This window comes from uncultured Alsobacter sp. (assembly GCF_945952055.1).
Classification (GTDB): domain Bacteria; phylum Pseudomonadota; class Alphaproteobacteria; order Rhizobiales; family Beijerinckiaceae; genus Alsobacter.
The window spans coordinates 76,614-102,588 of sequence record NZ_CAMFHB010000005.1; the positions used below are offsets into that span (position 1 = coordinate 76,614).

At 69.5% G+C, this 25,975-nt stretch carries 28 protein-coding genes; 13 read left to right on the top strand and 15 right to left on the bottom strand.

Features of this window, described 5'->3' with window-relative positions; all coding sequences use genetic code 11:
- Positions 1 to 5 precede the first annotated feature (5 nt).
- From Q0Q47_RS05510 to lptA, 5 genes are all read left to right on the top strand, one after another.
- Positions 6 to 803 carry a TOBE domain-containing protein gene (locus Q0Q47_RS05510; protein WP_293855592.1) on the top strand — a complete coding sequence of 266 codons (798 nt, stop codon included), beginning with the start codon at positions 6 to 8 and terminating at the stop codon, positions 801 to 803.
- Between the two features lie 79 nt (positions 804 to 882).
- Positions 883 to 1,593 (top strand): molybdate ABC transporter substrate-binding protein, encoded by a 711-nt coding sequence (gene modA, locus Q0Q47_RS05515; RefSeq protein WP_293855976.1) that lies wholly within the window; start codon positions 883 to 885, stop codon positions 1,591 to 1,593.
- Between the two features lie 137 nt (positions 1,594 to 1,730).
- Positions 1,731 to 2,345 (top strand): ribonuclease D, encoded by a 615-nt coding sequence (locus tag Q0Q47_RS05520; RefSeq protein ID WP_293855594.1) that lies wholly within the window; start codon positions 1,731 to 1,733, stop codon positions 2,343 to 2,345.
- Positions 2,346 to 2,482: 137 nt separating this feature from the next.
- On the top strand, positions 2,483 to 3,169 hold the full coding sequence (lptC, locus tag Q0Q47_RS05525) for an LPS export ABC transporter periplasmic protein LptC (protein ID WP_293855597.1): 687 nt from the start codon (positions 2,483 to 2,485) through the stop codon (positions 3,167 to 3,169).
- On the top strand, positions 3,166 to 3,882 hold the full coding sequence (gene lptA / locus Q0Q47_RS05530) for a lipopolysaccharide transport periplasmic protein LptA (RefSeq protein WP_293855600.1): 717 nt from the start codon (positions 3,166 to 3,168) through the stop codon (positions 3,880 to 3,882). Before lptC ends, lptA begins: the two co-directional genes overlap by 4 nt.
- Before the next feature lie 9 nt (positions 3,883 to 3,891).
- On the opposite strand, the gene Q0Q47_RS05535 is transcribed toward lptA, so the two are convergent.
- From Q0Q47_RS05535 to Q0Q47_RS05545, 3 genes are all read right to left on the bottom strand, one after another.
- Positions 3,892 to 4,230, bottom strand: coding sequence for a type II toxin-antitoxin system HicB family antitoxin (locus Q0Q47_RS05535; protein WP_293855603.1), 339 nt, complete (start codon positions 4,228 to 4,230; stop codon positions 3,892 to 3,894).
- 126 nt (positions 4,231 to 4,356) lie between these two features.
- Positions 4,357 to 4,692 (bottom strand): hypothetical protein, encoded by a 336-nt coding sequence (locus Q0Q47_RS05540; RefSeq protein ID WP_293855606.1) that lies wholly within the window; start codon positions 4,690 to 4,692, stop codon positions 4,357 to 4,359.
- Positions 4,693 to 4,720: 28 nt separating this feature from the next.
- A complete protein-coding gene (locus tag Q0Q47_RS05545) occupies positions 4,721 to 6,337 on the bottom strand; it encodes a fumarate hydratase (protein ID WP_293855609.1) in 1,617 nt (538 codons plus the stop codon).
- 167 nt (positions 6,338 to 6,504) lie between these two features.
- On the opposite strand from Q0Q47_RS05545, the gene Q0Q47_RS05550 reads away from it, so the two are divergent.
- Positions 6,505 to 7,512 (top strand): glucokinase, encoded by a 1,008-nt coding sequence (locus tag Q0Q47_RS05550; RefSeq protein WP_293855612.1) that lies wholly within the window; start codon positions 6,505 to 6,507, stop codon positions 7,510 to 7,512.
- A gap of 168 nt (positions 7,513 to 7,680) precedes the next feature.
- Positions 7,681 to 8,604 (top strand): LysR family transcriptional regulator, encoded by a 924-nt coding sequence (locus Q0Q47_RS05555; RefSeq protein WP_293855615.1) that lies wholly within the window; start codon positions 7,681 to 7,683, stop codon positions 8,602 to 8,604.
- Position 8,605: 1 nt separating this feature from the next.
- On the opposite strand, the gene Q0Q47_RS05560 is transcribed toward Q0Q47_RS05555, so the two are convergent.
- The 4 genes from Q0Q47_RS05560 to glpK form a co-directional block, all read right to left on the bottom strand.
- The gene (locus Q0Q47_RS05560; RefSeq protein WP_293855618.1) at positions 8,606 to 9,211 is read right to left on the bottom strand and encodes a hypothetical protein; all 606 of its coding nucleotides are present in this window, start codon (positions 9,209 to 9,211) and stop codon (positions 8,606 to 8,608) included.
- 194 nt (positions 9,212 to 9,405) lie between these two features.
- On the bottom strand, positions 9,406 to 11,553 hold the full coding sequence (gene pnp / locus Q0Q47_RS05565; protein ID WP_293855621.1) for a polyribonucleotide nucleotidyltransferase: 2,148 nt from the start codon (positions 11,551 to 11,553) through the stop codon (positions 9,406 to 9,408).
- A gap of 264 nt (positions 11,554 to 11,817) precedes the next feature.
- Positions 11,818 to 12,087: a 30S ribosomal protein S15 gene (gene rpsO / locus Q0Q47_RS05570; RefSeq protein ID WP_293855624.1), complete on the bottom strand. Its 270-nt coding sequence runs from the start codon at positions 12,085 to 12,087 to the stop codon at positions 11,818 to 11,820.
- A gap of 220 nt (positions 12,088 to 12,307) precedes the next feature.
- Positions 12,308 to 13,804 carry a glycerol kinase GlpK gene (gene glpK, locus Q0Q47_RS05575; RefSeq protein ID WP_293855627.1) on the bottom strand — a complete coding sequence of 499 codons (1,497 nt, stop codon included), beginning with the start codon at positions 13,802 to 13,804 and terminating at the stop codon, positions 12,308 to 12,310.
- A 118-nt stretch (positions 13,805 to 13,922) separates the two neighbouring features.
- On the opposite strand from glpK, the gene Q0Q47_RS05580 reads away from it, so the two are divergent.
- The gene (locus tag Q0Q47_RS05580; protein WP_293855630.1) at positions 13,923 to 14,351 is read left to right on the top strand and encodes a VTT domain-containing protein; all 429 of its coding nucleotides are present in this window, start codon (positions 13,923 to 13,925) and stop codon (positions 14,349 to 14,351) included.
- A gap of 163 nt (positions 14,352 to 14,514) precedes the next feature.
- Here the strand turns inward: Q0Q47_RS05580 and mmsB are convergent, their stop codons facing one another.
- From mmsB to Q0Q47_RS05605, 5 genes are all read right to left on the bottom strand, one after another.
- Positions 14,515 to 15,402: a 3-hydroxyisobutyrate dehydrogenase gene (mmsB, locus tag Q0Q47_RS05585; protein WP_293855633.1), complete on the bottom strand. Its 888-nt coding sequence runs from the start codon at positions 15,400 to 15,402 to the stop codon at positions 14,515 to 14,517.
- Between the two features lie 18 nt (positions 15,403 to 15,420).
- On the bottom strand, positions 15,421 to 16,581 hold the full coding sequence (locus Q0Q47_RS05590) for an isobutyryl-CoA dehydrogenase (RefSeq protein WP_293855636.1): 1,161 nt from the start codon (positions 16,579 to 16,581) through the stop codon (positions 15,421 to 15,423).
- Positions 16,578 to 17,009 carry a type II toxin-antitoxin system VapC family toxin gene (locus Q0Q47_RS05595; RefSeq protein WP_293855639.1) on the bottom strand — a complete coding sequence of 144 codons (432 nt, stop codon included), beginning with the start codon at positions 17,007 to 17,009 and terminating at the stop codon, positions 16,578 to 16,580. Before Q0Q47_RS05595 ends, Q0Q47_RS05590 begins: the two co-directional genes overlap by 4 nt.
- Positions 17,000 to 17,245, bottom strand: a complete 246-nt coding sequence (locus Q0Q47_RS05600) for a hypothetical protein (RefSeq protein ID WP_293855642.1) — start codon at positions 17,243 to 17,245, stop codon at positions 17,000 to 17,002. The genes Q0Q47_RS05595 and Q0Q47_RS05600 overlap by 10 nt, the downstream gene beginning before the upstream one ends.
- A gap of 96 nt (positions 17,246 to 17,341) precedes the next feature.
- On the bottom strand, positions 17,342 to 18,841 hold the full coding sequence (locus tag Q0Q47_RS05605) for a CoA-acylating methylmalonate-semialdehyde dehydrogenase (protein WP_293855644.1): 1,500 nt from the start codon (positions 18,839 to 18,841) through the stop codon (positions 17,342 to 17,344).
- Positions 18,842 to 19,012: 171 nt separating this feature from the next.
- On the opposite strand from Q0Q47_RS05605, the gene Q0Q47_RS05610 reads away from it, so the two are divergent.
- The 5 genes from Q0Q47_RS05610 to Q0Q47_RS05630 all read left to right on the top strand — a co-directional run bounded on the left by Q0Q47_RS05610 (position 19,013) and on the right by Q0Q47_RS05630 (position 23,000).
- The gene (locus Q0Q47_RS05610) at positions 19,013 to 19,921 is read left to right on the top strand and encodes a LysR family transcriptional regulator (protein ID WP_293855647.1); all 909 of its coding nucleotides are present in this window, start codon (positions 19,013 to 19,015) and stop codon (positions 19,919 to 19,921) included.
- A 40-nt stretch (positions 19,922 to 19,961) separates the two neighbouring features.
- Positions 19,962 to 21,005: a proline racemase family protein gene (locus Q0Q47_RS05615; protein WP_293855650.1), complete on the top strand. Its 1,044-nt coding sequence runs from the start codon at positions 19,962 to 19,964 to the stop codon at positions 21,003 to 21,005.
- Positions 21,006 to 21,129: 124 nt separating this feature from the next.
- Positions 21,130 to 21,366 carry a hypothetical protein gene (locus Q0Q47_RS05620; protein WP_293855653.1) on the top strand — a complete coding sequence of 79 codons (237 nt, stop codon included), beginning with the start codon at positions 21,130 to 21,132 and terminating at the stop codon, positions 21,364 to 21,366.
- A gap of 81 nt (positions 21,367 to 21,447) precedes the next feature.
- The gene (locus Q0Q47_RS05625; RefSeq protein ID WP_293855656.1) at positions 21,448 to 22,356 is read left to right on the top strand and encodes a CHAD domain-containing protein; all 909 of its coding nucleotides are present in this window, start codon (positions 21,448 to 21,450) and stop codon (positions 22,354 to 22,356) included.
- Entirely contained in the window at positions 22,353 to 23,000 is a 648-nt protein-coding gene (locus Q0Q47_RS05630; protein WP_293855659.1) for a methyltransferase, read from the top strand. The genes Q0Q47_RS05625 and Q0Q47_RS05630 overlap by 4 nt, the downstream gene beginning before the upstream one ends.
- Before the next feature lie 9 nt (positions 23,001 to 23,009).
- Here Q0Q47_RS05630 and Q0Q47_RS05635 read toward each other — a convergent pair whose 3' ends face one another.
- From Q0Q47_RS05635 to Q0Q47_RS05645, 3 genes are all read right to left on the bottom strand, one after another.
- Positions 23,010 to 24,212, bottom strand: coding sequence for a hypothetical protein (locus Q0Q47_RS05635; RefSeq protein ID WP_293855662.1), 1,203 nt, complete (start codon positions 24,210 to 24,212; stop codon positions 23,010 to 23,012).
- 289 nt (positions 24,213 to 24,501) lie between these two features.
- Positions 24,502 to 25,494 carry a L,D-transpeptidase gene (locus Q0Q47_RS05640; RefSeq protein ID WP_293855665.1) on the bottom strand — a complete coding sequence of 331 codons (993 nt, stop codon included), beginning with the start codon at positions 25,492 to 25,494 and terminating at the stop codon, positions 24,502 to 24,504.
- 76 nt (positions 25,495 to 25,570) lie between these two features.
- A complete protein-coding gene (locus tag Q0Q47_RS05645) occupies positions 25,571 to 25,843 on the bottom strand; it encodes a DUF4242 domain-containing protein (protein ID WP_293855668.1) in 273 nt (90 codons plus the stop codon).
- Between the last annotated feature and the right edge of the window lie 132 nt (positions 25,844 to 25,975).

The following is a 25,975-nucleotide window of genomic DNA, read 5'->3' on the forward strand; positions in this document are numbered from 1 at the left end:
GCCTCATGACAAATCCGCTGCGTGCCAGCGTGTCCCTGATCGGCGGCGACCTGACCTCCGTCGGGCACGAGCGCATCCGCCTGCTGGAGGCGGTCGCCCAGGCTGGGTCGATCAGTGCCGGCGCCCGGGCGGCGGGCATGAGCTACAAGGGAGCGTGGGACGCGCTGGCCGCCATGGCGAACCTGTTCGGCGGCCCGCTCCTGGTCACCCAGACGGGAGGCAAGAGCGGCGGTGGCTCGCACCTGACCCCGCTCGGCCAGGCCGTGGTCGCCGCCTTTACCCGGCTCGAGGGAGAACTGGCGCGAGCGCTGCGGGCCATGGAGCGCGACCTCGCCGGAACGGGCCTGCCGGCGTCGAGCCTGCTCGGCGGCTTCATGCTGCGCACCAGCGCCCGCAACGTCCTGCGCGGCACCGTCGCCTCCATCCGCGCGGACGCGCTGAATGCGGAGGTGAGCGTCGCCGTCGGCGCGAGCACGGTCATCCACGCGCACATCACGGCCGAGGGCCTCGCCGACCTGGGCGTCGCCGTGGGCCGGGACGTGCTGGTGCTGGTGAAGGCCAATTTCGTCACGCTGGCGACGGCGGAGGACGCGCGGAAGGTGGCGGTGCGCAACCGCATTCCCGGAACGGTCGCGCGCGCCGAAGTGTCCGACGTCAGCGGTCAGGTGGCGCTCGACATCGGCGACGGGCGCACCCTCACCGCTTCTGTCACGGCCGAGGCCGTCGCCGCTCTCGGCCTGACGGCCGGCGTGCCGGTTGTCGCGCTGTTCGAGTCCAACCGCGTGATCCTCGCGGTGGACTGATGCCCCGGTTCCCCTGCCATGGAGTGCTGTCGTGACGGCTCGTTCGGTCCTGCGCTGCGTCGTCCTTGCCGCGGCCGCCCTGTTCCTCGTGCTTCCCGCGCGCGCGGCCCAGGTCAACGTGGCCGTCGCCGCCAATTTCACCGATGCGGCCAGGGAGATCGCAGCCGCCTTCGGCAAGGCGAGCGGCCATGAGGCCGTGCTGAGCTTCGGCTCGTCGGCCCAGCTGCTCGCCCAGATCGGCCAGGGCGCGCCGTTCCAGGTGTTTCTCTCCGCCGACGAGGAGCGCCCCGCCAAGGCCATCGCGGACGGTCTCGCCATCGCCGACAGCCGCTTCACCTATGCCGTCGGCAAGCTCGTGCTGTGGAGCAGGGATCCGGCGCGGGTGGAGGGAGCCGAGACGCTGAAGGCCGGCGCCTACGACAGGCTCGCCATCGCCAATCCCGCCGCGGCCCCCTATGGCGTCGCGGCGATCGAGACCCTGACGGCGCTGGGGATTCAGGAGGCGGCGAAGGGCAAGATCGTCATGGGCAACAGCATCGCCCAGGCCTTCCAGTTCATCGACACGGCCAATGCGGAACTCGGCTTCGTCGCCCTGTCGCAGGTCGTCAACCGCAGCGACGGGTCTCGCTGGCTCGTCGACCAGACGCTGTACAGGCCGATCCGCCAGGACGCCGTGCTCCTGAAGACCGGCGCGGAGTCCGACGCGGCGAAGGCCTTCCTGGCGTTCCTGAAGGGGCCGGAGGCGAAAGCCGTCATCGCCCGCTACGGATACGTGGACAGGCCGGACTGACCGGCCGCATGGAAGGCCCAGCCTCCGCCGGGCCGGGATGGCGGGCGAAACGGCGTGTGGCCTCGGGATCGCGGCCATGATAACGGGGCGTCCGAAAGGCGCCGCGGCTGGCGCCGCAAGGCCTGGAACGCTGCACCATGACCATCCGCCTGCATCACGGCGACCTGCCCGACGGGGTCGATTTCGGCCCGGTGGTCGCCATCGACACGGAGACGCTCGGCCTCAATCCCCTGCGCGACCGGCTCTGCCTCGTGCAACTGTCGCGGGGCGACGGAACGGCCGATCTCGTCCAGATTCCGCAGGGGTCGGTGCGCGCGCCCAATCTCGCGCGGCTCATGGGCGACCCGGCGGTCACCAAGCTGTTTCACTTCGCCCGTTTCGACCTGGCCGTCCTCTACCACACCCTGGGTGTGATGCCGGCTCCGGTCTACTGCACCAAGATCGCCTCGAAGCTGGTCCGCACCTACACCGACCGGCACGGGCTGAAGGACATCGTGCGCGAGCTTCTCGGCGCCGAGATCAGCAAGCAGCAGCAGTCCTCGGACTGGGGCGCGCCCGTCCTCAGCGACGCGCAGCTCGCCTATGCCGCCTCCGACGTGCTGCATCTGCACGCGCTCAAGGCGGCCTTCGACGGCCTGCTGGACCGCGAGGGCCGGCGCGACGTGGCCGACGCCTGCTTCGCCTTCCTGCCGACCCGGGCGCGGCTCGACCTGATGGGCTGGCCGGAGGTCGACATCTTCGCCCATACCTGAGCGTTAACCCCCGCTCGTGTAGAGGACCGTCTCACTCTCGCCACGAGGTTGTGATGCGTGGCGCGGCCTCGAACTTGCTTTTCTGAGGGGCGGCCCGTCGGCCGGCCACCTCACCCCGGGAGACTTCGACCATCGCCATGAGCGCCGGACCGACACCCATGGCCAGCCAGATGCGTGCGGCGCTCGTCCAGCGGCGCTATCGCGAGGCCGTGCGCCACACGCGCTGGGTCCGCTTCCTGCGCAAGGCCATCCCCGTGGGCTCCGCCGCGACCGTGGCCGCGATCGTGTTCGTGGGCATCGTGCAGCCCTTCCGCACGCTGCCGGACGGCGTGTCGATCTCCAACATCAGCCTCAACGGCACCAAGATCACGATGGAGCTGCCCAAGCTCACCGGCTTCAAGAAGGACAGCCGTCCTTACGAGGTTACCGCCCAGTGGGCCGCCCAGGACGTGAAGACGCCGAGCATCATCGAGCTCAAGGAACTGCGGGCCCGCATCGCCATGCAGGACAAGAGCATGGCCAACGTCACGTCGGTGGAAGGCGTCTACGACAGCTCGATCGAGAAGCTCGACCTGAAAACGGATGTTCGGGTGCGCACCGATAGCGGTTATGATGTGCGGATGAACTCCGCGCGCATCGACTTCAAGGGCGGCAACGTCTCCAGCCAGGAGCCGGTGAGCGTGCGCTTCACGGGCGGCACGATCGACGCCGGCCGTCTCGACATGACCGACAATGGCCAGCACATCATCTTCGACGGCAGGGTCCGCACCATCCTGACGCCGCAGCAGGAAAAGTCGGCCAGCGCCAAGGACAAGAGCCAATGATCCGTCGCCTGACCGCCGCCAGTCTCGCCGTTGCCCTCGCAGCGACGACCCTTCCGGGCCTCGCTTTCGCGCAGGCCGCCAAGCCGGATGCGAAGGCGGACGCCAAAGGCGACAAGAAGTCGGTGGTGCCGGGCTTCGGCAGCAACTCGAAGGAACCGATCCAGATCGATGCCGATCGCCTGGAGGTGTTCAGCAAGGAACAGCGGGCGGTCTATACGGGCAACGTCGTCGCCGTGCAGGGCGACACGACGATCAAGTCGGCCACGATGATCGTGTTCTACGACCGCCAGCAGGACCGCGCCGCGGCCGGCGGGGCGCAGGCCCAGCAGGCGGCCGCGTCCGGGGCCCAGGGCGAGGGTGGCACGCAATTGCGCCGCGTCGAGGCCAAGGGCGGCGTGACGGTCATCTCCAAGGATCAGGTCGCGACCGGCAACGACGGGGTCTTCGACCGCGCCTCGAACAAGATCGTCCTCACCGGCAACGTCGCGCTCAGCCAGGGCGACAACGTCACCAAGGGCGAGAAGCTGATCTACGACACCGAGACCGGCGTGGCGCTGGTCGAGTCCGGCCCGAGCGCCGGCCGCGTGAAGGGCTTCTTCGTCCCGGGTGACGACAAGGACGCGAAGGACGGCAAGGACGCCAAGGGGAAGGGCAAGCCCGACGCCAAGGCCGATGCCAAGCCCGATCCCAAGAAGCCGGCTCCGAAGAGCTGAGCGACGGATTCAGGTCGACTCGAGCTCGCGCTGGGCCGCTCGCAGCAGAAACCCGGAACGGGTCGTTCCCTGCGCCTCGGCTCTACGGTCGATCTGCCTGAGGACATCCTCGGGCATCGTGATGTTGACGCGCAAGCTTTTCGCTGGGGGCCCGTCAACGAGAACGGCGACACCGTCCCGGTTCTCGCGGACGGCCATGATGGCGTCCAGCGTGGATGGTGCGGGGACGTCTTCGCCGTCGAGTCGCATGCCCTCGATATGAAGGGCCAGTGCCTCGACCGCCATGGCGCGAGCCTCTTCCAGCGTCGTGCCTGCGGTCACGCAACCGGGAAAATCAGGGAACGACACCCCGAAGTCGCTGTTCTCCTCTTGTGGAGCAGAGCGATGTACTGCATTGGCTCACGTCCTCAACGACACCCCAGACTGCTTCTCGATACTGCGCAGTGTTCCGATCGGCAGGTCGACGTCACCGCCCTACCGGCCCTTGCACATCTGGGTCAGCGCTGACTGGAAATCGTTCACCTGGCTGTCCATCTGGCCCGACATCACACGACGGTCGGTGTCGGTCTTGCAGCGCTTGTAGAGTGCCGAGGCCTTCTTGAAGGTCGTGATCTGCTCGCGCCAGACCGCACATTGCTCCTGGCGCGAGCTGTCCTGCGCCTTGACCAGCTTGGCCTGGGCCGTGGAGAGCTCGCTGTCCATGACGATCAGGTCGCGGCGGCACTCGGCCGTGTCGACGGTGCCGGCCTGGACGTCCAGGGCGAAGGCGGCGAGCCCCGCCGCGACGATCGTGAAACTGAAGACCCGCATGAACCCTCCCCGGCCATGAAGGGCCAGCTTAGCCCAGATTGAGCTCCTTGAAGAAGTCGTTGCCCTTGTCGTCGATCACGATGAACGCCGGGAAGTCCTCGACCTCGATTTTCCAGATCGCCTCCATGCCGAGCTCGGGATATTCGAGCACCTCGACCTTGCGGATGCAGTCCTGCGCCAGGCGCGCCGCGGGGCCGCCGATCGAGCCGAGGTAGAAGCCGCCGTGCTTGCCGCAGGCCTCGCGCACCTCCTTGGAGCGGTTGCCCTTGGCGAGCATCACCATCGAGCCCCCGGCCGCCTGGAATTGGTCGACGTAGCTGTCCATGCGCCCGGCCGTGGTCGGGCCGAACGAGCCGGACGCGTAGCCCGCCGGCGTCTTGGCGGGGCCCGCGTAGTAGACGGGGTGGTCGCGGAAATAGTCCGGCATCGGCTCGCCGCGCTCCAGGCGCTCGCGGATCTTGGCGTGAGCGAGGTCGCGCGCCACGATCATCGGACCCGTGAGCGACAGCCGCGTGCGGATCGGATGGGCCGAGAGCGTCTTCAGGATCTCCGCCATCGGCCGGGTGAGGTCGATCTTCACCACGTCGCCGCCGAGCGTGGTCTCGTCGACCTCCGGCATGAACCGGGCCGGGTTGGTCTCGAGCTGCTCCAGGAACACGCCGTCACGGTTGATCTTGCCCATGGCCTGGCGGTCGGCCGAGCAGGACACGCCCAGCCCGATCGGCAGGGACGCGCCGTGGCGCGGCAGGCGGATGACGCGCACGTCGTGGCAGAAGTACTTGCCGCCGAACTGCGCGCCAACGCCCAGGCTCTGGGTCATCTTGTGGACCTCCGCCTCCATCTCCAGGTCGCGGAAGGCGTGGCCGCTCGCCGAGCCCTGCGTCGGCAACCCGTCAAGATAGCGGGTCGAGGCGAGCTTCACGGTCTTCAGCGTCTGCTCGGCCGAGGTGCCGCCGATGACGATGGCCAGGTGGTAGGGCGGGCAGGCCGCCGTGCCCAGCGTCAGGATCTTCTCCTTCAGGAAGGCGAGCATGCGGTCGCGCGTCAGCAGCGACGGCGTCGCCTGGTAGAGGAAGGTCTTGTTGGCCGAGCCTCCGCCCTTGGCCACGAAGAGGAACTTGTAGGCGTCGTCGCCCTCGGCATAGAGCTCGATCTGGGCCGGCAGGTTGTTGCGGGTGTTGGCCTCCTCGAACATCGAGAGCGGCGCGAGCTGCGAGTAGCGCAGGTTCTTCTCGAAATAGGCGTCACGGATGCCGTCGGCGATGGCGTCCTCGTCGGTGCCGTCGGTCCAGATGAAGCGCCCCTTCTTGCCCATGACGATGGCCGTGCCGGTGTCCTGGCACATGGGCAGGATTCCGCCGGCGGCGATGTTGGCGTTCTTCAGCAGGTCGTAGGCCACGAACTTGTCGTTCGACGTGGCCTCCGGATCGTCCAGGATCTTGGCGAGCTGGGCGAGATGGCCGGGACGCAGCAGGTGGTTGATGTCGATCATCGCCTGCTTGGCGAGCGCGCGGATGGCGCCGGGCTCCACCGTCACCAGCTCGCGCGTGCCCAGCGTCTCGACGCCGACGCCGCCGACGTCGAGCTTGCGGTAGGTCGTGGTGTCCTCTGCGAGGGGGAAGAGGGCGTTGACGGCGTTGGCCATGGTGGGATCTCGCGGCAAGACGTTTGAAGAGCTGTCAGCTTCTAGGATGCCGGAACGGGGTTTCCAAGTCGTCGATGGGCGAAGTCGCCCGTGAGCGGGAGCCAGCCCTGCGTTGACACCGGCGCGGCCCTTACGCGAGATACCCGGACGCATTCGTGGACCTGCCCGTGACACAGCCGACGCCGTCCTTTCCGCTGCCGCTCGTCGTCGCCGACGTGGGTGGCACCAATGTCCGCCTGGCCGCCGTCGATGCGCCTGGAGCGGCCCTGCGCCCGCTCGGCAACCTGCGGACCGCGGACTTCCCCGGCCCCGCGCAGGCCATTCACAGCGTGGCGGCAGGCCTTTCCGCACCGCGGTCGGTCGTGCTCTGCGGTGCCGGGCCCATCGACGGGCGTCGATGCCAGCTCACCAACGCCGCGTGGACGATCGACGGTGACGCGCTCGCCTCCGACCTCTCGCTCGACCAGGGCCTGCTGCTCAACGATTTCGAGGCTCAGGCACTGTCCCTGCCTGCCATCCCGCCGGACGGCCTGATGACCATCGGCCCCGACCTGCCGCCGGGGAAGGGCCCGCGGCTGGTGCTGGGCCCCGGCACCGGGCTGGGCGTCGGAGCGCTGGTCAACGCTGCCGGGCGGCACGTGCCGGTCCCCAGCGAGGGCGGGCACGTGGACCTCGCCTTCGGCACGGCCGAGGAAGCCAGGGCGCTCGCCGTGGCGGACCCCGTCATGGGCCGGTTGACCGGAGAGGCGATCCTGTCGGGCAGCGGGCTGGCGCGCCTGCACCAGGCGCGTTGCCGCGTGCACGGGCGGCCGGACGGCGGGCTCGATGCCGCCGGGGTGGTGAAGGCGGCCCTGGCCGATCCGGCCGGCCACGAGGCCGGGACGATCCGCATGTTCCTGGCGATCCTCGCCCGCTATGCCGGCGACATGGCCATCACCTTCGCCGCGACGGGCGGCGTGTTCCTCGCCGGAGGGATCCTGCCGCGCATCCGGAGCCTGATCGATCCCGCGGCCTTCCGCGCGGCCTTCGAGGCCAAGGCCCCGGTCGAGTGGCTGCCGAAGGCGATCGCGACCCGCCTGATCGTCTCCCCCGACGCGGTCCTGCACGGCATGGCCGCCATCGCCCTGAACCCTGCCGACTACGTGCTCGACTACGAGGGCCGCTGCTGGCGGTGAGCGATGTCGGCCAGCTGGGGTTCGACACCGGCGTGGAGCCTTCAACGGCTCCGGTGGGCTGCCCCGCGAGGCGAACGCGCCGACAGTGGCGCTCATGGCTCGCAAGCACCCCACCGAACGTTTCGAGACGCCCTCGCCGCCGGAGCCCCGGCGCCTGGACCTGCTGTCATGGTTGACGAAGCTCACGGGACCGGTGTGTCCGCCGCCATCCCCGCCCGGTCACCCTCGTGGGACGACTGGCAGACCGCCCTGGCCGTGGCTGCTCATGGATCTATGAACCGGGCCGCCCAGGTGCTCGGCGTCAGCCAGCCGACCGTGGCGCGGCGCCTGCGCTCCCTCGAGAGCCGGCTCGGCATCTCCCTGTTCCAGGCCGGACCCAACGCCACCACGTTGACCGCCGCCGGCGCCGCCGTGCTCGCGCGGGCGCAGGGCATGGGCGAGGCGGCCTTGGCAGCCGAGGCGACGGCGAAGGCACACCGGCGCGCGCCCGGAGAGGCTCTGCGCATCACCGCGACGTCGTCGGTCACCCTGTTCCTGTCGCGACATCTCGGCGACCTCGCGCAGGCCACCGCGTCGCGGCCGATCGCGTTCATCCCGACGCGCCAGAGGTTGGACGTCGCCGCCGGCGAGGCGGACGTCGCCCTGCGGATGCGGTCGCTGCCCGACGACCCTGCCGTGCGGTGCCGGCGTGTCGGACGGATCGCCTTCGCACTCTATGGGCGCCCGGGCGTTCCGGACCTGCCCCTGATCGCGCCGCCGGACGATCCCGAACTTCGCCTGCAGCGCGAGTTCGTCGCGCGGACCGCGGCAGGCCGGCGCGTGGTGGCGCATATCGGCGACATGCCATCGCGCCACGAGGCCGCCCGGACGGGCCTCGGAATCGCCGTCCTGCCGTGTTGGCTCGGCGATGCCGATCCGCATCTGGCGCGCGTCCCGGCCGACGACGACCGCTGGGCCGAGGACGTCTATCTGCTCCGCCCCGCCGTCCATCCGGATCGCGACGCGCTGGCGGCGCTCTGCGCCGCGATCGCCCGGCTCTTCAAGCGGCACGCCAGCGAACTCGCCGGCGGGACTGACGCCAGCCACCGATGAGTCACGGCGTCGCCAGGCTGGTGGCGATGCCCTTCTCGAGCGCCGTTCGGCCGGAGATCGCATAGAGCATGTTCGGCGCGGCGAGATCGATGATCGAAGCCGCCCCGCGCGAGCCGAACTCGTAGTACACGGCCACCATGTAGGCGCTGGCTCCACCGCTGTAGTGATTGGCGTGGAGCGACTGGGGACTGGAGCCCTGGTGATAGGCGAGCCCGCCGCGCATGGCCTTCGGCGCGACCGCGCCGTCGGCAATCCCGTCCGCTCCCACGTAGTGACGCGCGGTGCCCGCGGCGAAGATGGCGGTGCAGGCGCTGGCGCAGCGCGCACGCCGCGCGTCGACGAGCGTCGCCCAGCCTTCCTTGCGGATGCGCCGGCCGATCTCCTGGGCGGCCTCGACGCTGCCGCCGCCGCTGTTCAGGACCACCGTCCTGATGCCGGGCGGCTGGGCATCGACGAAGGCCTTGAAGACGTGATGGTCACCCCAGTTGAGCGGACCCTGGAGCAGGAGGGATGCGCCCGAACGCTTCAGCTCGACGGCGTGCGCCGCGGGGGTGGAGGAGACGAGCGCCAGACCGGCCAAAACGGCCAATGCTTTGAAATTAAACATGAAAAGACTCCGATACAACCTATCCGAGTCTTTTTTGTTTCGAAATTGAGCGCAACGAATTGGAGGTTGTTTTTAGCCGCGCGGGGACACGCCAGGATGGCGTCCGTCTTCGAGGGACCGGCGACGGCTTCGCAACGCAAAAAGGCGGCCCTCGCGGGCCGCCTTTCGCAACTCATGGCCGTGAGGCCGCTGGCTTACTCGCCGGCGGCAGCGTCCGGCTCGGCCTTGGTCTTCTTCTCGAGGTCCTCGCCGGTCTGCTGGTCGACCGCGCGCATCGAGAGGCGCACCTTGCCGCGCTCGTCGAAGCCGAGCAGCTTCACCTTCACCTTGTCGCCTTCCTTGATCACGTCCGTGACCTTGTTGACGCGCTGGGCGGCGAGCTGGCTGATGTGGACCAGGCCGTCCTTGGCGCCGAAGAAGTTCACGAAGGCGCCGAAGTCGGTGGTCTTCACGACCGTGCCGTCATAGATCACGCCGACCTCGGGCTCCGAGGCGATCGACTTGATCCAGTTGAGGGCCGCGGTGATCGAGTTGAGGTCCGACGAGGCCACCTTGACGGTGCCGTCGTCCGAGATGTCGATCTTGGCGCCGGTCTTTTCCACGATCTCGCGGATGACCTTGCCGCCCGAGCCGATCACTTCGCGGATCTTGTCGACCGGGATCTTGATCGTCTCGATGCGCGGCGCGTACTGGCCGAGCTCCTTGCGCGCGGCGCCGAGGCCCTTCGACATCTCGCCGAGAATGTGCAGGCGGCCTTCCTTGGCCTGGTCGAGCGCGACCCGCATGATCTCTTCGGTGATGCCGGCGATCTTGATGTCCATCTGCAGCGACGTGACGCCCGTCTCGGAGCCCGCCACCTTGAAGTCCATGTCGCCGAGGTGGTCCTCGTCGCCGAGGATGTCGGAGAGCACCGCATAGCGCTCACCCTCGAGGATCAGGCCCATGGCGATGCCCGCGACGGGGGAGCGTAGCGGCACGCCGGCATCCATCAGCGCCAGCGACGAGCCGCAGACGGTGGCCATCGACGAGGAGCCGTTCGACTCGGTGATCTCCGACACGACGCGGATCGTGTAGGGGAACTCGTGGTGCGGCGGCAGCATCGGGTGGACGGCGCGCCAGGCGAGCTTGCCGTGGCCGATTTCGCGGCGGCCAGGCGAGCCCATGCGGCCGGTCTCGCCGACGCTGTAGGGCGGGAAGTTGTAGTGAAGGAGGAACGTCTCCTTGTAGGTGCCCTCGAGCGAGTCGATGAACTGCTCGTCGTCACCGGTGCCCAGCGTCGCGACGACCAGCGCCTGCGTCTCGCCGCGGGTGAACACGGCCGAGCCGTGGGTGCGCGGCAGGACGCCGGCCTCGGCGACGATCGGGCGCACGGTGCGCACGTCGCGGCCGTCGATGCGGCTGCCCGTGTCGAGGATGTTCCAGCGCACGATCTTGGCCTCGGCGTCCTTGAACACCGTGGCGACGAGGTTCTTGTCGAGCGGGTTCTCGACGCCTTCGCCGCAGAGCGCGGCGACGACCTTGGCCTTGGCGGCCGCGACCTTGTCCTGGCGCTCCTGCTTGGCAGGGGTCGTGAATGCGTCGCGGAGATCCGCCTCGACGAGGTCGAGAATGCGCTTCTCGATGGCCGAGTTGTCCGGGGTCTGGAAGTCGCGGGGTTCCTTGGCGGCGCGCTCGGCGAGCTTGATGATCGCGTCGATGACCGGCTGGAAGCCCTTGTGGCCGTGCATGACGGCGGCGAGCATCACGTCTTCGGGCAGTTCCTTGGCCTCGGACTCGACCATGAGCACCGCGTCGGCCGTGCCGGCGACGACGAGGTCGAGCGAGCTGTCGGCCATCTCGGCGATGGTCGGGTTGAGGCGCAGCTGGCCGTTGATGTAGCCGACGCGGGCGCCGCCCACCGGGCCCATGAAGGGCACGCCGGAGAGCGTGAGGGCCGCCGAGGCGGCAACCATCGCGACGATGTCGGGATCGTTCTCGAGGTCATGCGACAGCACGGTCACGATGACCTGCGTGTCGTTGCGGTAGCCTTCGACGAAGAGCGGGCGGATCGGGCGGTCGATGAGGCGGGAGACCAGCGTCTCCTTCTCGGTCGGCCGGCCTTCGCGCTTGAAGTAGCCGCCGGGAATGCGGCCGGCCGCGAAGGCCTTTTCCTGGTAGTTCACGGTGAGCGGGAAGAAGTCCACGCCCGGCTTCGGGTCCTTGGCGGACACGACGGTGGCGAGAACGGTGGTCTCGCCGTAGGTGGCGAGCACGGCGCCGTCGGCCTGGCGCGCGATCTTGCCGGTCTCGAGCGTGAGCTTGCGCCCCGCCCAGGTGAGTTCAACACGTTGGACGTCGAACATGAGGTTTCCTAGCCTTTCCTGGCCGGGCCGACCCCATGAGCAAGACGGCTCGACGCTGCCATCCCCGAAGGACGGGAGCGTCCGGCGATCCTGCCATGAACGGTCGGCCTGGCCGGTTATGAGGACGCGGGCACCATGCCCGACGTCCCGACACACGGTTCCGCGCCGCACCTGCGGCCGCGGATACACGCACATTGCGGCGGCACGATGCCGCCGCGGCTACGTCGAACCGGGCCGGGGCGAACCACGGCCCGGAAGCCGCCCTTAGCGGCGGATGCCGAGGCGCTCGATGAGCGTCTTGTAGCGGTTCTCGTCGATGCGCTTCAGGTAGTCGAGGAGCGAACGGCGCTGAGACACGAGCTTCAGGAGGCCGCGACGCGAATGGTTGTCCTTCGCATGCGTCTTGAAGTGCTCGGTCAGGTTCGAGATGCGCTCCGTCAGGATGGCCACCTGCACCTCGGGGGAGCCGGTGTCGCCAGCCTTCGTGGCGAAATCCTTGACGACCTGCTGCTTGCGTTCGGCGGTGATCGACATCGGACAAATCCTTGTACTGGGGTTTACGGGCGGCCGAGCCGGGATGTCGTCCAGCGCGGTCAAGCGAAAGACCGCCCAGGCCGGGAGCCAGGGCGGTTGGCCGGGCTTATACACGAATTCAGGGGTTTGGCTAGGAGCTTGGGGAGAGGGCAGTAGGCAGTGGGCAGTGGGCAGGAAGACAATTCCTACTGCCTACTGCCCAAGCCCTACTGCCCAAACCCTACTGCCTCATCGACAACGTCCGCCCGACCGCATCCCGCCAACCCGCAACCTTGCGGTCGCGCACGGCGGCGCTCATCGAGGGCGTGAAGCGGTTTTCCAGCCGCCAGAGGTCGGCGAAGCGCTCGGGATCGGGATAGACGCCCGCCGACAGCCCGGCGAGATAGGCCGCGCCCAGTGCGGTCGTCTCCTTCACGACCGGACGGTCGACCTGCGAGCCGAGGATGTCGGCGAGGCGCTGCATGGTCCAGTCGGACGCGACCATGCCGCCGTCGACCCGCAGCACCGTCTGGGCGTCCGAGGCGCCGGGCCAATCCGAGCGCATGGCGTCCAGCAGGTCGAGCGTCTGGTAGCAGACGGCTTCCAGCGCCGCCTGCGCGATCTCCTTCGGCCCGGTGCCGCGCGTCAGACCGAACATCGCGCCGCGGCAGTCGGCGTCCCAGTAGGGCGCGCCGAGGCCGACGAAGGCCGGAACGAGGTAGACGGACTGGGCCGGATCGGCCTGTTCGGCCAGGGGCCCGCTTTCCGAGGCCGATTTGATGATGCCGAGCCCGTCGCGCAGCCACTGCACGGCGGCACCGGCGATGAAGATGGAGCCTTCCAGCGCATAGGTGCGCTTGCCACCGAGCTGGTAGGCCACGGTGGTGAGGAGCTTGTTGCGCGAGGCGACCGGCGCGTCGCCGGTGTTGAGCAGCGCGAAGCAGCCCGTCCCGTAGGTCGACTTCATCATGCCGGGCTCGAAGCAGGCCTGGCCCACGGTCGCCGCCTGCTGGTCGCCGGCGATGCCGCGCACCGCGATGGCGCCGCCCAGAAGGTCCGGCACGGTGGTGCCGAACTCGCCCGAGCAGTCGCGCACGTCGGGCAGCATCGCGCGGGGCACCCGCAGCAGGGCGAGGAGCTCGTCGTCCCAGGTGCCGCGGTGGATGTCGTAGAGCAGGGTGCGCGAGGCGTTGGTCGCGTCGGTGGCGTGCACGGCGCCGCCGGTGAGACGCCACAGCAGGAAGCTGTCGACGGTGCCGAAGGCGAGTTCGCCGCGCTCGGCCCGGGCCCTGGCGCCCGGCACGTTGTCCAGGATCCAGGCGACTTTGGTGCCGGAGAAGTAGGGGTCGAGCAGCAGGCCGGTCCTGGCCGTGACCAGCGCCTCGTGCCCGCCGCGCTTCAGGCCGGCGCAGATTTCGGACGTGCGCCGGTCCTGCCAGACGATGGCCCGGTGCACGGCCTTGCCGGTCGCCCGGTCCCAGACCACCGTCGTCTCGCGCTGGTTGGTGATGCCGATGGCCGCCACCTCGGCGGCCGTGACGCCGGCCTTGGCCATGGCCTCGCGGCAGACGGCGAGGGTCGTCGACCACAGGTCCTCGGCCTCGTGCTCGACCCAGCCCGACGCGGGGAAATGCTGCGGGAATTCCTGCTGCGCCACGGCCGCGATCGAGGCGTCGGCGCGGAAGACGATGGCGCGCGAGGAGGTGGTGCCCTGGTCGATGGCGAGAATGACGGGCATGGGGCCTCCCTCATGTGCGCGGCCTCGCTGGGGCCGCCGGTTTGTCGCGGGCGGCGATTAAGCTATGGGATGGCCGCGCCCGCAAGACGGGAGCGCCTTTCGCGGTGACCCGTCCTCCATGCTCGCCCTCGCCGGCCTGTTCCTGGCCGCCTTCCTGTCGGCGACCCTGCTCCCCGGCTCCTCCGAGGCGGCGCTCGCCGCGCTGCTGGCGAGCGACCGGACGGTCGTCGTGCCCGCGGTCGCGGTGGCGACCCTCGGCAACACGCTGGGCTCCTGCGTGAACTGGGCGCTGGGCCGGTTCTTCGCCCACTGGCGCCACCACCCGCGCTTCCCCATCCCCGAGGCGCAGTTCGCCCGCTACGAGGCCTGGTACGCCCGATGGGGCGTGTGGTCGCTGCTGCTGTCCTGGGCGCCGATCATCGGCGACCCGCTGACCGCCATCGCCGGCGTGTTCCGCACGCCCTTGTGGCTCTTCACCGCGGTCGTCGCGGTGGCCAAGCTCGCGCGCTACCTTGTGGTCGTCGGGCTGGTGAAGCTGGTGTGGTGAGCGATCGCCGGGATTGATCCTGCATCTCTCCGCCGTCATGGCCGGGCTTGGCCCGGCCACCCACGACTTCAGGACGGCCCCGGCAAAGTCGTGGATGCCCGGGCCGAGCCCGGGCAGGACGCGCGAAGGGGTTTGAGCCTTGCTGGAGGCCTGGCAGGTCGCCTCAGGCGCCCTTGCCCGAGCGCAGGTACTCGACGATCCCGGAGAAGTCCTTGCCCTCGAAACCGTCGCCGGCGAATGCCTCGTAGATCTTCGCGGCGTGCGCACCGAGCGGCGTCGTGGCGCCCGAGGCCGAGGCCGCGTCCTGCGAGAGCTTCAGGTCCTTCAGCATGAGCGCGGCGGCAAAGCCGGGCTTGTAGGCGTTGTTGGCCGGGCTGGTGGGGACGGGGCCGGGCACCGGGCAGTAGGTCGTGAGCGACCAGCACTGGCCCGAGGAGGTGGAGGCCACGTCGAACAGCGCCTGGTGCGAGAGGCCCAGCTTCTCGGCGAGCACGAAGGCCTCGCTGACGCCGATCATCGAGATGCCGAGGATCATGTTGTTGCAGATCTTGGCGGCCTGGCCCGCGCCCGCGCCGCCGCAATGCACGACCTTGCGGCCCATGGCCTCGAGCAGCGGCTTGGCGGCCGCGAAAGCCGCGTCGCTGCCGCCGCACATGAAGGTGAGCGTGCCCGCCGTGGCGCCGCCCACGCCGCCGGAGACCGGCGCGTCGATGGAGAGCATGCCGGCCTTCTCGGCCGCGGCGTGTGCCTGGCGGGCGCTGTCGACGTCGATGGTCGAGCTGTCGATGAAGAGCGCGCCGGCCTTCGCTTGGCCGAGCACGTCGCCCCACACGGCGAGCACGTGCTTGCCGGCCGGCAGCATGGTCACGACCACGTCCGCCCCGCGCACCGTCTCGGCCGCCGAGGCGGCCGCCTTGGCGCCGCCCTTCACGGCGGCCTCGACGTTGGCCGGCACCAGGTCGAAACCCGTGACGGCGTGGCCCGCCTTGACGAGGTTGGCGCTCATCGGCGCGCCCATGTTGCCGAGGCCGATGAAGGCGATGGTGGCCATGGTGGTCTCCCTAGGATGTCAGGTGTTGCTGCCCTGGCCCCGGCCGACGAGGCCGCGGGCGACGATCAGGCGCATGATCTCGTTGGTGCCTTCGAGGATCTGGTGGACGCGCAGGTCCCGCACGATCTTCTCGATGCCGTAGTCGGCGAGGTAGCCGTAGCCACCGTGCAGCTGCAGGGCGTCGTTGGCGACCTGGAAGCCCACGTCCGTGCCGAAGCGCTTGGCCATGGCGCAGAGCTGGGTCGCCTGCGGGTCCTTGGCGTCCAGGGCCGCGGCCGCGCGCCACAGGAAGGTCCGCGCCGCCTCGAGCTCGGTCGCCATGTCGGCGAGGCGGAACTGCAGCGCCTGGAAGTCCTGCAGGCGCTTTCCGAACGCGGTGCGCTCGGCCATGTAGGCGACCGACTTGTCGAGCGCCGCCTGGGCGCCGCCGAGCGAGCAGGCCGAGATGTTCAGGCGCCCGCCGTCGAGGCCGGCCATCGCGATCTTGAAGCCGATGCCCTCGGGCCCGATCCGGTTGGCGGCCGGCACCCGGCAGTTCTCGAAGATCACCTGGCGGGTGGGCTGCGCGTTCCAGCCCATCTTCTTCTCGTTGGCGCCGAAGGAAAGGCCCGGCGTGCCCTTCTCGACCACGATGGTCGAGACGCCCGCGGCGCCGCCCTCCCCGGTGCGCACCATCACCACGTAGACGTCGGAGACGCCGGCGCCGGAGATGAACTGCTTCACGCCGTCGAGCACGTAGTCGTCGCCGTCGCGGCGCGCCCGCGTCTTCAGCGCGGCGGCGTCGGAGCCGGCGCCCGGCTCGGTCAGGCAGTAGCTGGCGATGAGATCCATCGTGCACAGGCCCGGTAGCCAGCGCGCGCGCTGCTCGTCCGAGCCGAAGCGGTCGATCATCCACGCCGCCATGTTGTGGATGGAGATGAAGGCCGACACGGTCGGGCAGCCGGTGGCCAGCGCCTCGAAGATCAGCGCCGCGTCGAGGCGCGTCATGCCGGAGCCGCCGACGTCGTCGCGGACGTAGATGCCGCCCATGCCGAGCGCGGCGGCCTCGCGCATCACGTCGACCGGGAAGTGTTTCTGCTCGTCCCACTCCACCGCATGCGGCGCCATCCGGTCGGCCGCGAATTCGCGGGCCATGTCGCGGACGGCGATGTGGTCCTCGGTGAGGGCGAAGAGGGTCATGACGAGATTCCGGGGCGCCAGTCGGCGAGGTGAACGACAAGATTTGCGTCGGGCGTGCCGCGGAGCTTGGTGATCAGTCGTTCGTCCGCGGTGATGAGCCTGGTCCCGTGGTCTCGCGCACCCTCGAGGTAAAGGCAGTCGAAGACGCTATGGTTGAGGCTGAGCGATCGATCGAAGGCTCTATCGACCAAGCCCGACGTCGCGAAGACGACCCCGATGACACGCCGGATCGTGACCAGAGCTTTGCGTGCCGCCATCTCCTGCATCTGTCGAACTCTGACCAATCTCGTCAGAGCATTGGCGCATTCGCCCTCGAAGATGTCGGGTGCAAGGAACGAAGCGCCACTGGACAGGACCAAACGGCCTGGCTGTCGGAGCACGCCCTGCGAGAAGGCATGAAGCACGCTGTTGGCGTCAATCACCTCCATCCGCGACCTTCTCTCTCCTCGCGGATCAGTTCGACGATATCGACATCGGCTGGGATACCGTCGCCGAGCGAATCGAACTCCTCGAACAATCGCAGGATTTCGTCTCGCGTCGGCCTCGCAGCTGTCCTGATGACCTCTGCAAGCTCCTGCTGAAGCGAGTGGCCCTTGATTTGGGCACGACGCTTGAACGTGTCCATGACGTCATCGTCGATATTGCGCAGCAAGAAGTCCGCCATAGCCGATCTCCGCGTCACGATATCGCGAACGATATCATTTTGGATCGAGACACGGAAGGGGCCGCCCTCCGAGTGGAGGCGGCCCCGTCTGTCTCGTCAGCGCATCGTCGGGATGACGAACTCGGCGCCGTCCTTGATGCCGGACGGCCAGCGCGAGGTGACCGTCTTGGTCTTGGTGTAGAAGCGGAAGGCGTCCCCGCCGTGCTGGTTCAGGTCGCCGAAGCCCGAGCGCTTCCAGCCGCCGAAGGTGTAGTAGGCGATCGGAACCGGGATCGGCACGTTGATGCCGACCATGCCGACCTGGACCTTGGCCGCGAAGTCGCGGGCCGCGTCGCCGTCGCGGGTGAAGATCGCGACGCCGTTGCCGTATTCGTGGTCGTTGGCGAGCGCGAGCGCCTCGTCATAGGCCTTGGCGCGCACCACGGAGAGGACCGGTCCGAAGATCTCCTCCTTGTAGATGCGCATGTCCTTGGTCACGTCGTCGAACAGGCATCCGCCCATGTAGAAGCCGTTCTCGTAGCCCTGCATGGTGAAGCCGCGGCCGTCGACCTTCAGCGTCGCGCCTTCCTTCACGCCGAGGTCGACGTAGGACTTCACCTTGTCCAGGTGCGCCTTCGTGACGAGCGGGCCGAAGTCGGCGGACGGGTCCGTGGACGGGCCGACCTTGAGCGACTCGACGCGGGGGATCAGCTTCTCGATCAGCGCGTCCGCGGCAGCCTTGCCGACCGGCACCGCCACGGAGATGGCCATGCAGCGCTCGCCGGCCGAGCCGTAGCCCGCGCCGATCAGCGCGTCGACGGCCTGGTCCATGTCGGCGTCGGGCATGATGATCATGTGGTTCTTGGCGCCGCCGAAGCACTGCACGCGCTTGCCGGCCGCGCAGCCGCGCGAATAGACGTATTCGGCGATCGGGGTCGATCCGACGAAGCCCACGGCCTTGATGTCCGGGTCGTCGAGAATGGCGTCGACCGCTTCCTTGTCGCCGTTGACGACGTTGAGGATGCCGGGCGGCAGGCCCGCCTCGAGGAACAGCTCGGCGATGCGCAGCGGCACGGAGGGGTCGCGCTCGGACGGCTTCAGGATGAAGGCGTTGCCGGCGGCGATGGCCGGGCCGCACTTCCACAGCGGGATCATGGCCGGGAAGTTGAACGGGGTGATGCCGGCGACGACGCCGAGCGGCTGGCGCATCGAGTAGATGTCGATGCCGGGGCCGGCGCCTTCGGTGTACTCGCCCTTCATCAGGTGCGGCGCGCCGATGCAGAACTCGACGACCTCGAGGCCGCGCTGGATGTCGCCCTTGGCATCGGCGATCGTCTTGCCGTGCTCCTTGGCGAGGATTTCGGCGAGCGAGTCGTAGTCGCGGGCGACGAGCTCGAGGAACTTCATCAGCACGCGGGCGCGGCGCTGCGGGTTGGTCGCGGCCCAGGCCGGCTGCGCGGCCTTGGCATTCTCGACGGCGGCGCGAACCTCGGCGGTCGAGGCCAGCGGCACGCGAGAGGCGACCTCGCCCGTCATGGGCCAGTAGGCGTCGGTGAAGCGGCCGGATTTGCCGGCGACGTGCTTTCCGCCAATGAAATGGGTGAGTTCAGCGACCATCGAGGTCCTCCCGCTTGCCGGCCGCGCGCGGCGGCCGAGATCCTGGTTCGTGGCGTTGCGTTAGCATTGCCATCGGCGCACGGCCATGGGAAATTTGGGCACGTTGCGGTGCGAAAATCCCCATATCGATCCCGGATCGGCTGATGGGACAGCCGCGCCGGGGAGGTGACCGTGAGCCACTTCGACTGGGATGACTTGCGCTTTTTCCTGGCCGTTGCAAGAGCCGGTCGCCTCACGGTGGCCGCCAGGCGGCTCGGCGCCGACCACGCCACGGTCAGCCGCCGCGTCACCGCGCTGGAGAGCGCCCTCAAGACGACGCTGTTCGATCGCCGCCCCCAGGGCTACGTGCTGACCGCCCACGGCGAGCGGCTGGTGAGCGCGGCCGAGGCCATCGAGACCGCGGCCATGGCCGCCTCCGCCGACATCGGCGGGGCCGATCTCGCCCTCTCCGGCACGGTGCGGGTGGGCGCGCCCGACGGGTTCGGCAGCCTCTTCCTCGCGCCCCGCCTCGGCGCCCTGGCCGAGCGCCACCCTGGGCTCGAGCTGCAGCTCGTCGCGATGCCCAGGCTCCTGTCGCTCTCCAAGCGCGAGGCCGACATCGCCATCGCGCTCGGCCCGCCCAAGGAGGGCCGCGTGGTCGCCCGCAAGCTGACCGACTACAGGCTGGGCCTCTATGCCTCGCCGGGCTACGTGGCCGGACACGCGCCCATCCGCGCCCGGGACGACCTCTTCGAGCACCGGCTCATCGGTTACATCGACGACCTGATCTTCATGCCCGAGCTCGACTACCTGGACGAGGTGTGCAGGGGCCTGCGCCCGCGCGTCCAGCTGTCCAGCCTGGTCGCGCAGATCGAGGCGACGGCGGCCGGCGCCGGGCTGTGCGTGCTGCCCGCCTTCGTCGTGCGCGGGCGACACGACCTCGTGCCCGTGCTCGCCGACGACGTGTCGCTGACCCGCACCTTCTGGCTGATCGTCCATGCGGAGCTGCGCGACGTCGCCCGCGTGCGGGCCACCGCGGACTTCGTCGTCGAGCAGACCAAGGCCGCCCGCAGCCTTTTTATGGAGGCGCCGGGCGCCTGAACCGTTGCCGCGCGGCGGCCGGGTCGGCTAAATCGCGGGCATGCCGATTCATGACCCCGTCCCCCGCCGTCTCGAACTCGACTATGTCGACATGCACACGGCCGGGGAACCGGTCAGAATCGTCACGCGGGGCTATCCCGATCTCGCCGGCGAGACCGTCCTGGAGCAGCGTCGCGACGCCAAAGGCCGCTTCGACCGGCTGCGGCGCGCGATGATGCTGGAGCCCCGCGGCCACGCGGGGATGTACGGGGTCATCCCCGTCCGGCCGGCCCTGCCGGCCTCGGCCATGGCGGTGCTGTTCACGCACAACGAGGGCTATTCGACCATGTGCGGGCACGCCACCGTGGCGCTCGGCCGCTACGTGGTCGACGCCAAGCTCGTGCCCGTCGTCGAGCCGATCACGCGCTTCACCATCGAGGCTCCCTGCGGGCCGCTCGCCCTCTCCTGCGCGGTGCAGGACGGCAAGGTCACCAACGTGGCCTTCGAGAGCGTGCCGGCATTCGTCCATGCCCGTGACCTGTCGGTGGCGGTGGAGGGCTTCGGACGGGTTCTGTGCGACATCGCCTATGGCGGCGCCTACTACGCCATCCTGCCCTCCTCGCGGATGGGGCTCGACTTCTTCGCCGCACCGGTCGAGGACCTGGTGGCGGCAGCCGGGGCGCTGACGGACACGATCCGCTCCGGCATGACGATCCGGCATCCCACCGAGCCGGACCTCGGCTTCCTCTACGGCACGATCTTCACCGACGATGCCCCGGCCGGCGAGGAAAGCTGGAACCTGTGCGTCTTTGCCGAGCGCCAGATCGACCGCAGCCCGACCGGGTCCGGCGTCACGGCACGGATGGCGCTCGACCACGCCCGAGGCCTGGTGGGGCTGGGCCAGGGCCGGGTGTTCCGCGGCATTTCCGGCGAGCCGTTCAGCGGTCGCGTGACCCGGGCTGATCCCACGCTCGCCGGCGCCGTCCGCGTCGAGGTGAGCGGCATGGCCTACTACGCCGGGCGCGGCACCTTCGTGATCGAGCCGGAGGATCCGCTGGGCTACGGCTTCGATCTGGCGCGCCGTTTCGGCGACGTGAGGAGCTGATCCACCGCCCTTTCAATTGCGGTGACGGTGCGGCGAAAAAGCCGGATTCCCGCCAAGGTGCGGCCCTTCGCGGGCCGGATTGGCAAACGACTGTGCGAGCGTGACCAGAACAAGGGAGCTCGCCATGACCGTTATGACCGCCGAGATCCTCGACAAGGACCGCGCCGGTGCGGCCCTGCTGCGGGCCTGCCTGAAGGACGATCGTCGTTACGCGCGGGTGAGCGCGCTGGCCCGTCGTCGCGAGCCTGCCCATCGCCCCTTCCCCCTTTCGGCGCCGCGCGGCGTCACGCTCCACATGGCGGCGACGGTGCTCGCCTCCACCACCGTCATCGGCATCAAGACCGGCTTCTTCTCCGGCTGAGTCCGTCTCCCCGCCCCGTGCGGCGTTTGCCGCCCCGGCCTCCCCATGCTTTCATGACGGGCGACATCCGGAGCCCGATGCTTGGCAGCCCGCCCCGCCCACCGACCGTCCGCCGAGCCGACCAGCCGGCCCGGTCGGGGGACACAGGATCTCGCGGCTCTCCTGCGCCTCCACTTCGCGACGCTGCGAGAGGACCTGGCGCGCAAGGACGACCGTGAGCGCGCCGTCCACCGGGCCCGGCGCCACGTCAAGAGCATGCGCGGCCTCCTGCGCCTGGCCTGGCCGGACCGCGAAGCACGCTCGGGCGACATCGCCGTCCTCGACCGAAGCCTGAAATCCCTCGCCGATCATCTCGCCCCCGCCCGCGACGAGCGGGTCGCCGCCCGCACGGCCGACGGTCTGGCCGGCCGCTGCAAGGGCGAGGCGGCCGCGTGGCTGGCCTCCCTCGCGCAGACGGCTCACGCCGCGGCCGCGCGTGGCGAGATCAACCGGCAGGGCGCCGCCCGGCAGCGCCGCGCGATCGCCGCGATCGAGACCCGGCTCGCGGGCCTGTCCTGGCCGCGAACGCCGGACGACCTCGCGCTATCGCTCGGCCGCTGGCACCGCCGTGCCCGGCGCGCGCTGGCCGAGGCCCTGGCCCTGGGCGACGCGGAAGCCCTTCACGATGCCCGGACGAGTGTGGTGCGGGTGCTCGTGCAAGTCGAGGCGCTGGCCGCGGCGGGCGGAGGCTTCGCGGGCCGGCTGCGCGGCCTCGATCGCCTGCGCGCGGCGCTGGGCGAGCACCACGACCTGGCCCTGCTGGCGCACCGGATCGCCGCGTCGTCCCCGCCCGCACCGGTGGGCAAGGCCGTGCTCGCGGCGTTGGCCCGGCGCCAGCGACGGCTCGAGCGCGAGGCGGTGCGCCTTCACGCGCGCTGGCACGGGCCGGCGTCGGGCCTGGAGCGCAAGGCGCGCAAGCGACTGACGCGCAGGGGACGCGGCAAGCCATGATCGAGGACCCCGTCGGGTTCATCCTGTCCCACACCCGCCCATTGCCGCCCCCGCATACGCCCGAACTCGTGCTGCACGTCGCCACGGAGGCCACGCCGCTGTGGCAGAAAACCGAGGAGGAGCTGGGCGAGATCGGTCTGCCGCCACCCTTCTGGGCCTTTGCCTGGGCCGGAGGTCAGGCTCTCGCCCGCTACGTCCTCGATCATCCGGGTGAGGTGGCCGGGCGGCGGGTGCTCGACTTCGCCACCGGATCCGGGCTCGTGGCCATCGCCGCGGCCCGGGCGGGCGCGGCGCGCGTCGAGGCGACCGACATCGATGGCTTCGCCGTGGCGGCCGCCGGGGTGAACGCCGCGGCGAACGGCGTCGAGGTCCATGCGACCCTGGAGGACGTGGTGGGCCTGGACCGCGGCTGGGACGTCGTCCTGGCCGGCGACGTCTGCTACGAGCGCGACATGGCCAGAGCCGTCACGGACTGGCTCGGCCTCCTGGCCTCGCGCGGCGCGCGGGTGCTGGTGGGCGACCCCGGCCGGTCCTACCTGCCGCGCGAGCGGCTGGAAGAACTTGCCGTGTACCAGGTGCCGACGACGCGGGAACTGGAGGACAACGAGGTCAAGCGCACGACGGTGTGGCGGCTGCCGCCATAGTGCGCCGGATCAGGACATCACGCTCCCGGCGATGAGGGCGCGCGCGGTCAGCTTCCCGATGTTCTCGTGCAGCGCCATGTGGTCGGTGGGCGGCCCGTAGGCCGTCGAGGTCCAGGTGCCGGCATGCAGGTGGATCCATTCCACGGACGGATCCGTGGGACCGTCCTGCGAGACCGTGACGTTCTTCGCGCTTTTCAGTTTCGGCGCGGAGTTGTGCTTGGCTTTCCAGTGCGGGCCGTCCAGGTCGAACTGCTCCCGGATGATGCCGGTCCCGCCAAGCTTGTTGGCAAAGCGGACGAGATGCTGGATGCCGGAGCTGTAGCTCAGCACTCCGACCCGGTTGACGGGTCCGGTGACCTCTCGCTTCACGGCCGTCGCGCAGGCATGCAGGATCGCGTCGAGGGTCTCGAGCCCATGGTCGCCGAAGACGTTGGTGTTGCCCTGGTTGGAGCGGGATTCGATGGTCATGAACGGGATGAGGACGACCGTCTTCCTGACCTGTCCTCCCTGAACGCCCATGATCGAGGTGTAGCGCTCGACACTCGTCCAGCGGCCGGTGAACTTGGCGTAGTTCGGAGTGTCCTTGGGCTCCATCGTATCGGGATGGAAGAAGATGTAGGCCTTGGTGAAGTCGACGGTGCCCTCGGGCACGCAGGCGCCGACGTGGAACGTCGTGCCGGCACGCGTCACCTCGAAACGCATCTTCGCCACCGTCGCGAAGGCGGTGCTGACCCGGAGCGTCTCGCCCTTCTTCGCCGTCTTCATGCGAAAGGACGCGAAGCTGCTGATGTCGACGGAGGCCTCCTGGGCAGGGGCAAACGTGCCGCCCGACGCCAGTTTCACGTCGACGCCGCCTTTCTCAATCGAGAGCGCGATGCGCGCGAACGGCATGCCCTTCTTGTCCACGGCGGTGAGCGTCCCCGTGCCCTCGTGCGCGTCATACGGGATCACACGATAGATATTGTACCAGAGGTGGTCTCCGTCGGGGTCGTAGGCATGCTTCTCCTGGCCGACGAGGTAGCAGTTGGCCATCAGCTTTCCCTTGTTGTTGTAGGCAACAAGGCTCAGCACCTCTCCACCGTTGCCGCCGCCCCAGAGCACGACGTCCTTGCTCTTGTCGAAGGCCTTGATGCTCATGGCGGTGAGGACACCGTCGGCGCGCTGCTTGAAGCCTTCCTTGCCGGCGTTCTTGGGCTTCAAGAAATGCGCCATTGGGGGTCCCCTTCCTCTCGTCCCGTCCGCGGGCTCGTCGGCGTGGCGCGCGGTTGCGGGAGGAGCCGGAAACCGGGGATCCGAGAGCCGCGCCCCTGGACGCGCCCGACCCCGCCGGCGAAACACCGCAACCGAACGGTCCCGCAGCTCCACGGCGAACCCGTGGAGCGGCAAAGGCGACCTACGGTTGCATATTAACAATTACTTAACAAGTGACGCGCGGCACCGCCCGCCAGCAGCCTATGTGACTGATGCGAAGAGCGATTTTCGATGACGCCGCGGGGGTCGATTACTCGATGAAGTCGACCGGCGTGCCCGGTTTCACGAGGCTGGCAAGGTCGAGAGCGTCCCAGTTCGTCAGACGCACGCAGCCGTGCGAGAAGCTCCTGCCGATCATGCGCGGCTCCGGCGTGCCGTGGATCCCGTAGGTCTCGGCCGTGAGGTCGATCCAGACCGCGCCGACGGGGTTGTTCGGTCCGGGCGGGAGCTTTAGGACGCGCTTGGCCTTCACCTCGCGAAACGCGAATTTCGGGTTGTAGGTCCAGGTCGGGTTGCGGGCCACGCCCTTGACCGCGAAGGAGCCCGAGGGCGCCGGCTTTTCCTCGCTGCCGATCGAGGCGGGGAAGGTCGCCAGCAGGATGCCGTTGCCGCCGAGCACCCGGACGCGGCGCTTGCCCTTGTCGACCTCGACGCGCTCCGCCTTCTGGTCCTCGGGGCCGCGCGCGGTGTTGGCGACCAGGATGTCCTCGCCGGCCTCGAACCGCGCCCCGGGATTGAGGGTGCGCAGCAGCCGCTCGTCCATGTGGAAGCGCTCGGCCAGCGCCTCGGCGGCGTTGCGATAGCCCAGCCGTTTCAGCTTCGCCTGGTTCTCGACGCCGCTGGGGATCGAGGCGGTGAATGGTCCCGCGACATCGTCCTTGCCGATGCGATAGCTGACGACGGCGTCCGGCCCCCCCGTCGTGAGCCGGTCGAAGGTCGCCCGGTCCAGCTTGCCGGTTTCGGCCAGTCCCTGCGCCTTTTGGTAGGCCGCCACCGCACGGTCCACGTTGTCGCCGCCCCGCCCGTCGATCTGGCCGGGCGAGAACCGCAGGCGATCCAGCATCACCTCGGCGCGGATCAGCGCGGGGTCCGCCGCGCGCGTGCCGCGGCCGGTCCAGGCGGCCGCGTTGATGGCTCGCGCATCGAGCCTTGCCTGGCGCGGGGTACTGGCCTCGCGCGCGGCGGCCGGGAGGGCGACCGTCGCGACGCCGATGGCGAGGGCGAAGAGGCTGCGACGGCGCACCGGGTGTCTCCGATCTCGGACAGGGATCATTGTCCCAAGCCGGAAGCGGCGGCGGTGGTTCCACGCCCGGCCACCCTCAATGGAAGAAGTAGGGATCGAGGACGCGAACCTCGGTGATGCTGTCGACCGGCAGGCCGTTGCGCCGGGCGGCGCTGCGGATCGCCTCGGGGGATGGCCCGTCGTAGATGCAGAACGTCTTGGTCTTGTCGGGCGAGACGTAGGACTGAACCCAGGTCACGCCGCCTTCGGCGTTCTGGTCCACGACCGTGGAGCAGGCCTTGGCCCCGGCCGGGTCGGCGGGGATCTTCAGGCCGTCGGGAAAGGTGCGTTCGACCATGTAGCGCGGCATCGTCGGTCTCCTTGTGGACGCCCTGGCGGGGCGATGCTTGCAGGATGCCGCTGGGACCCGCCGGTCGCATGGGGAAGGTTCCCCATGCCGGGTCGCCGCGGTTCCCCAGGACCAGGCCGCGCGCTAGGCTTC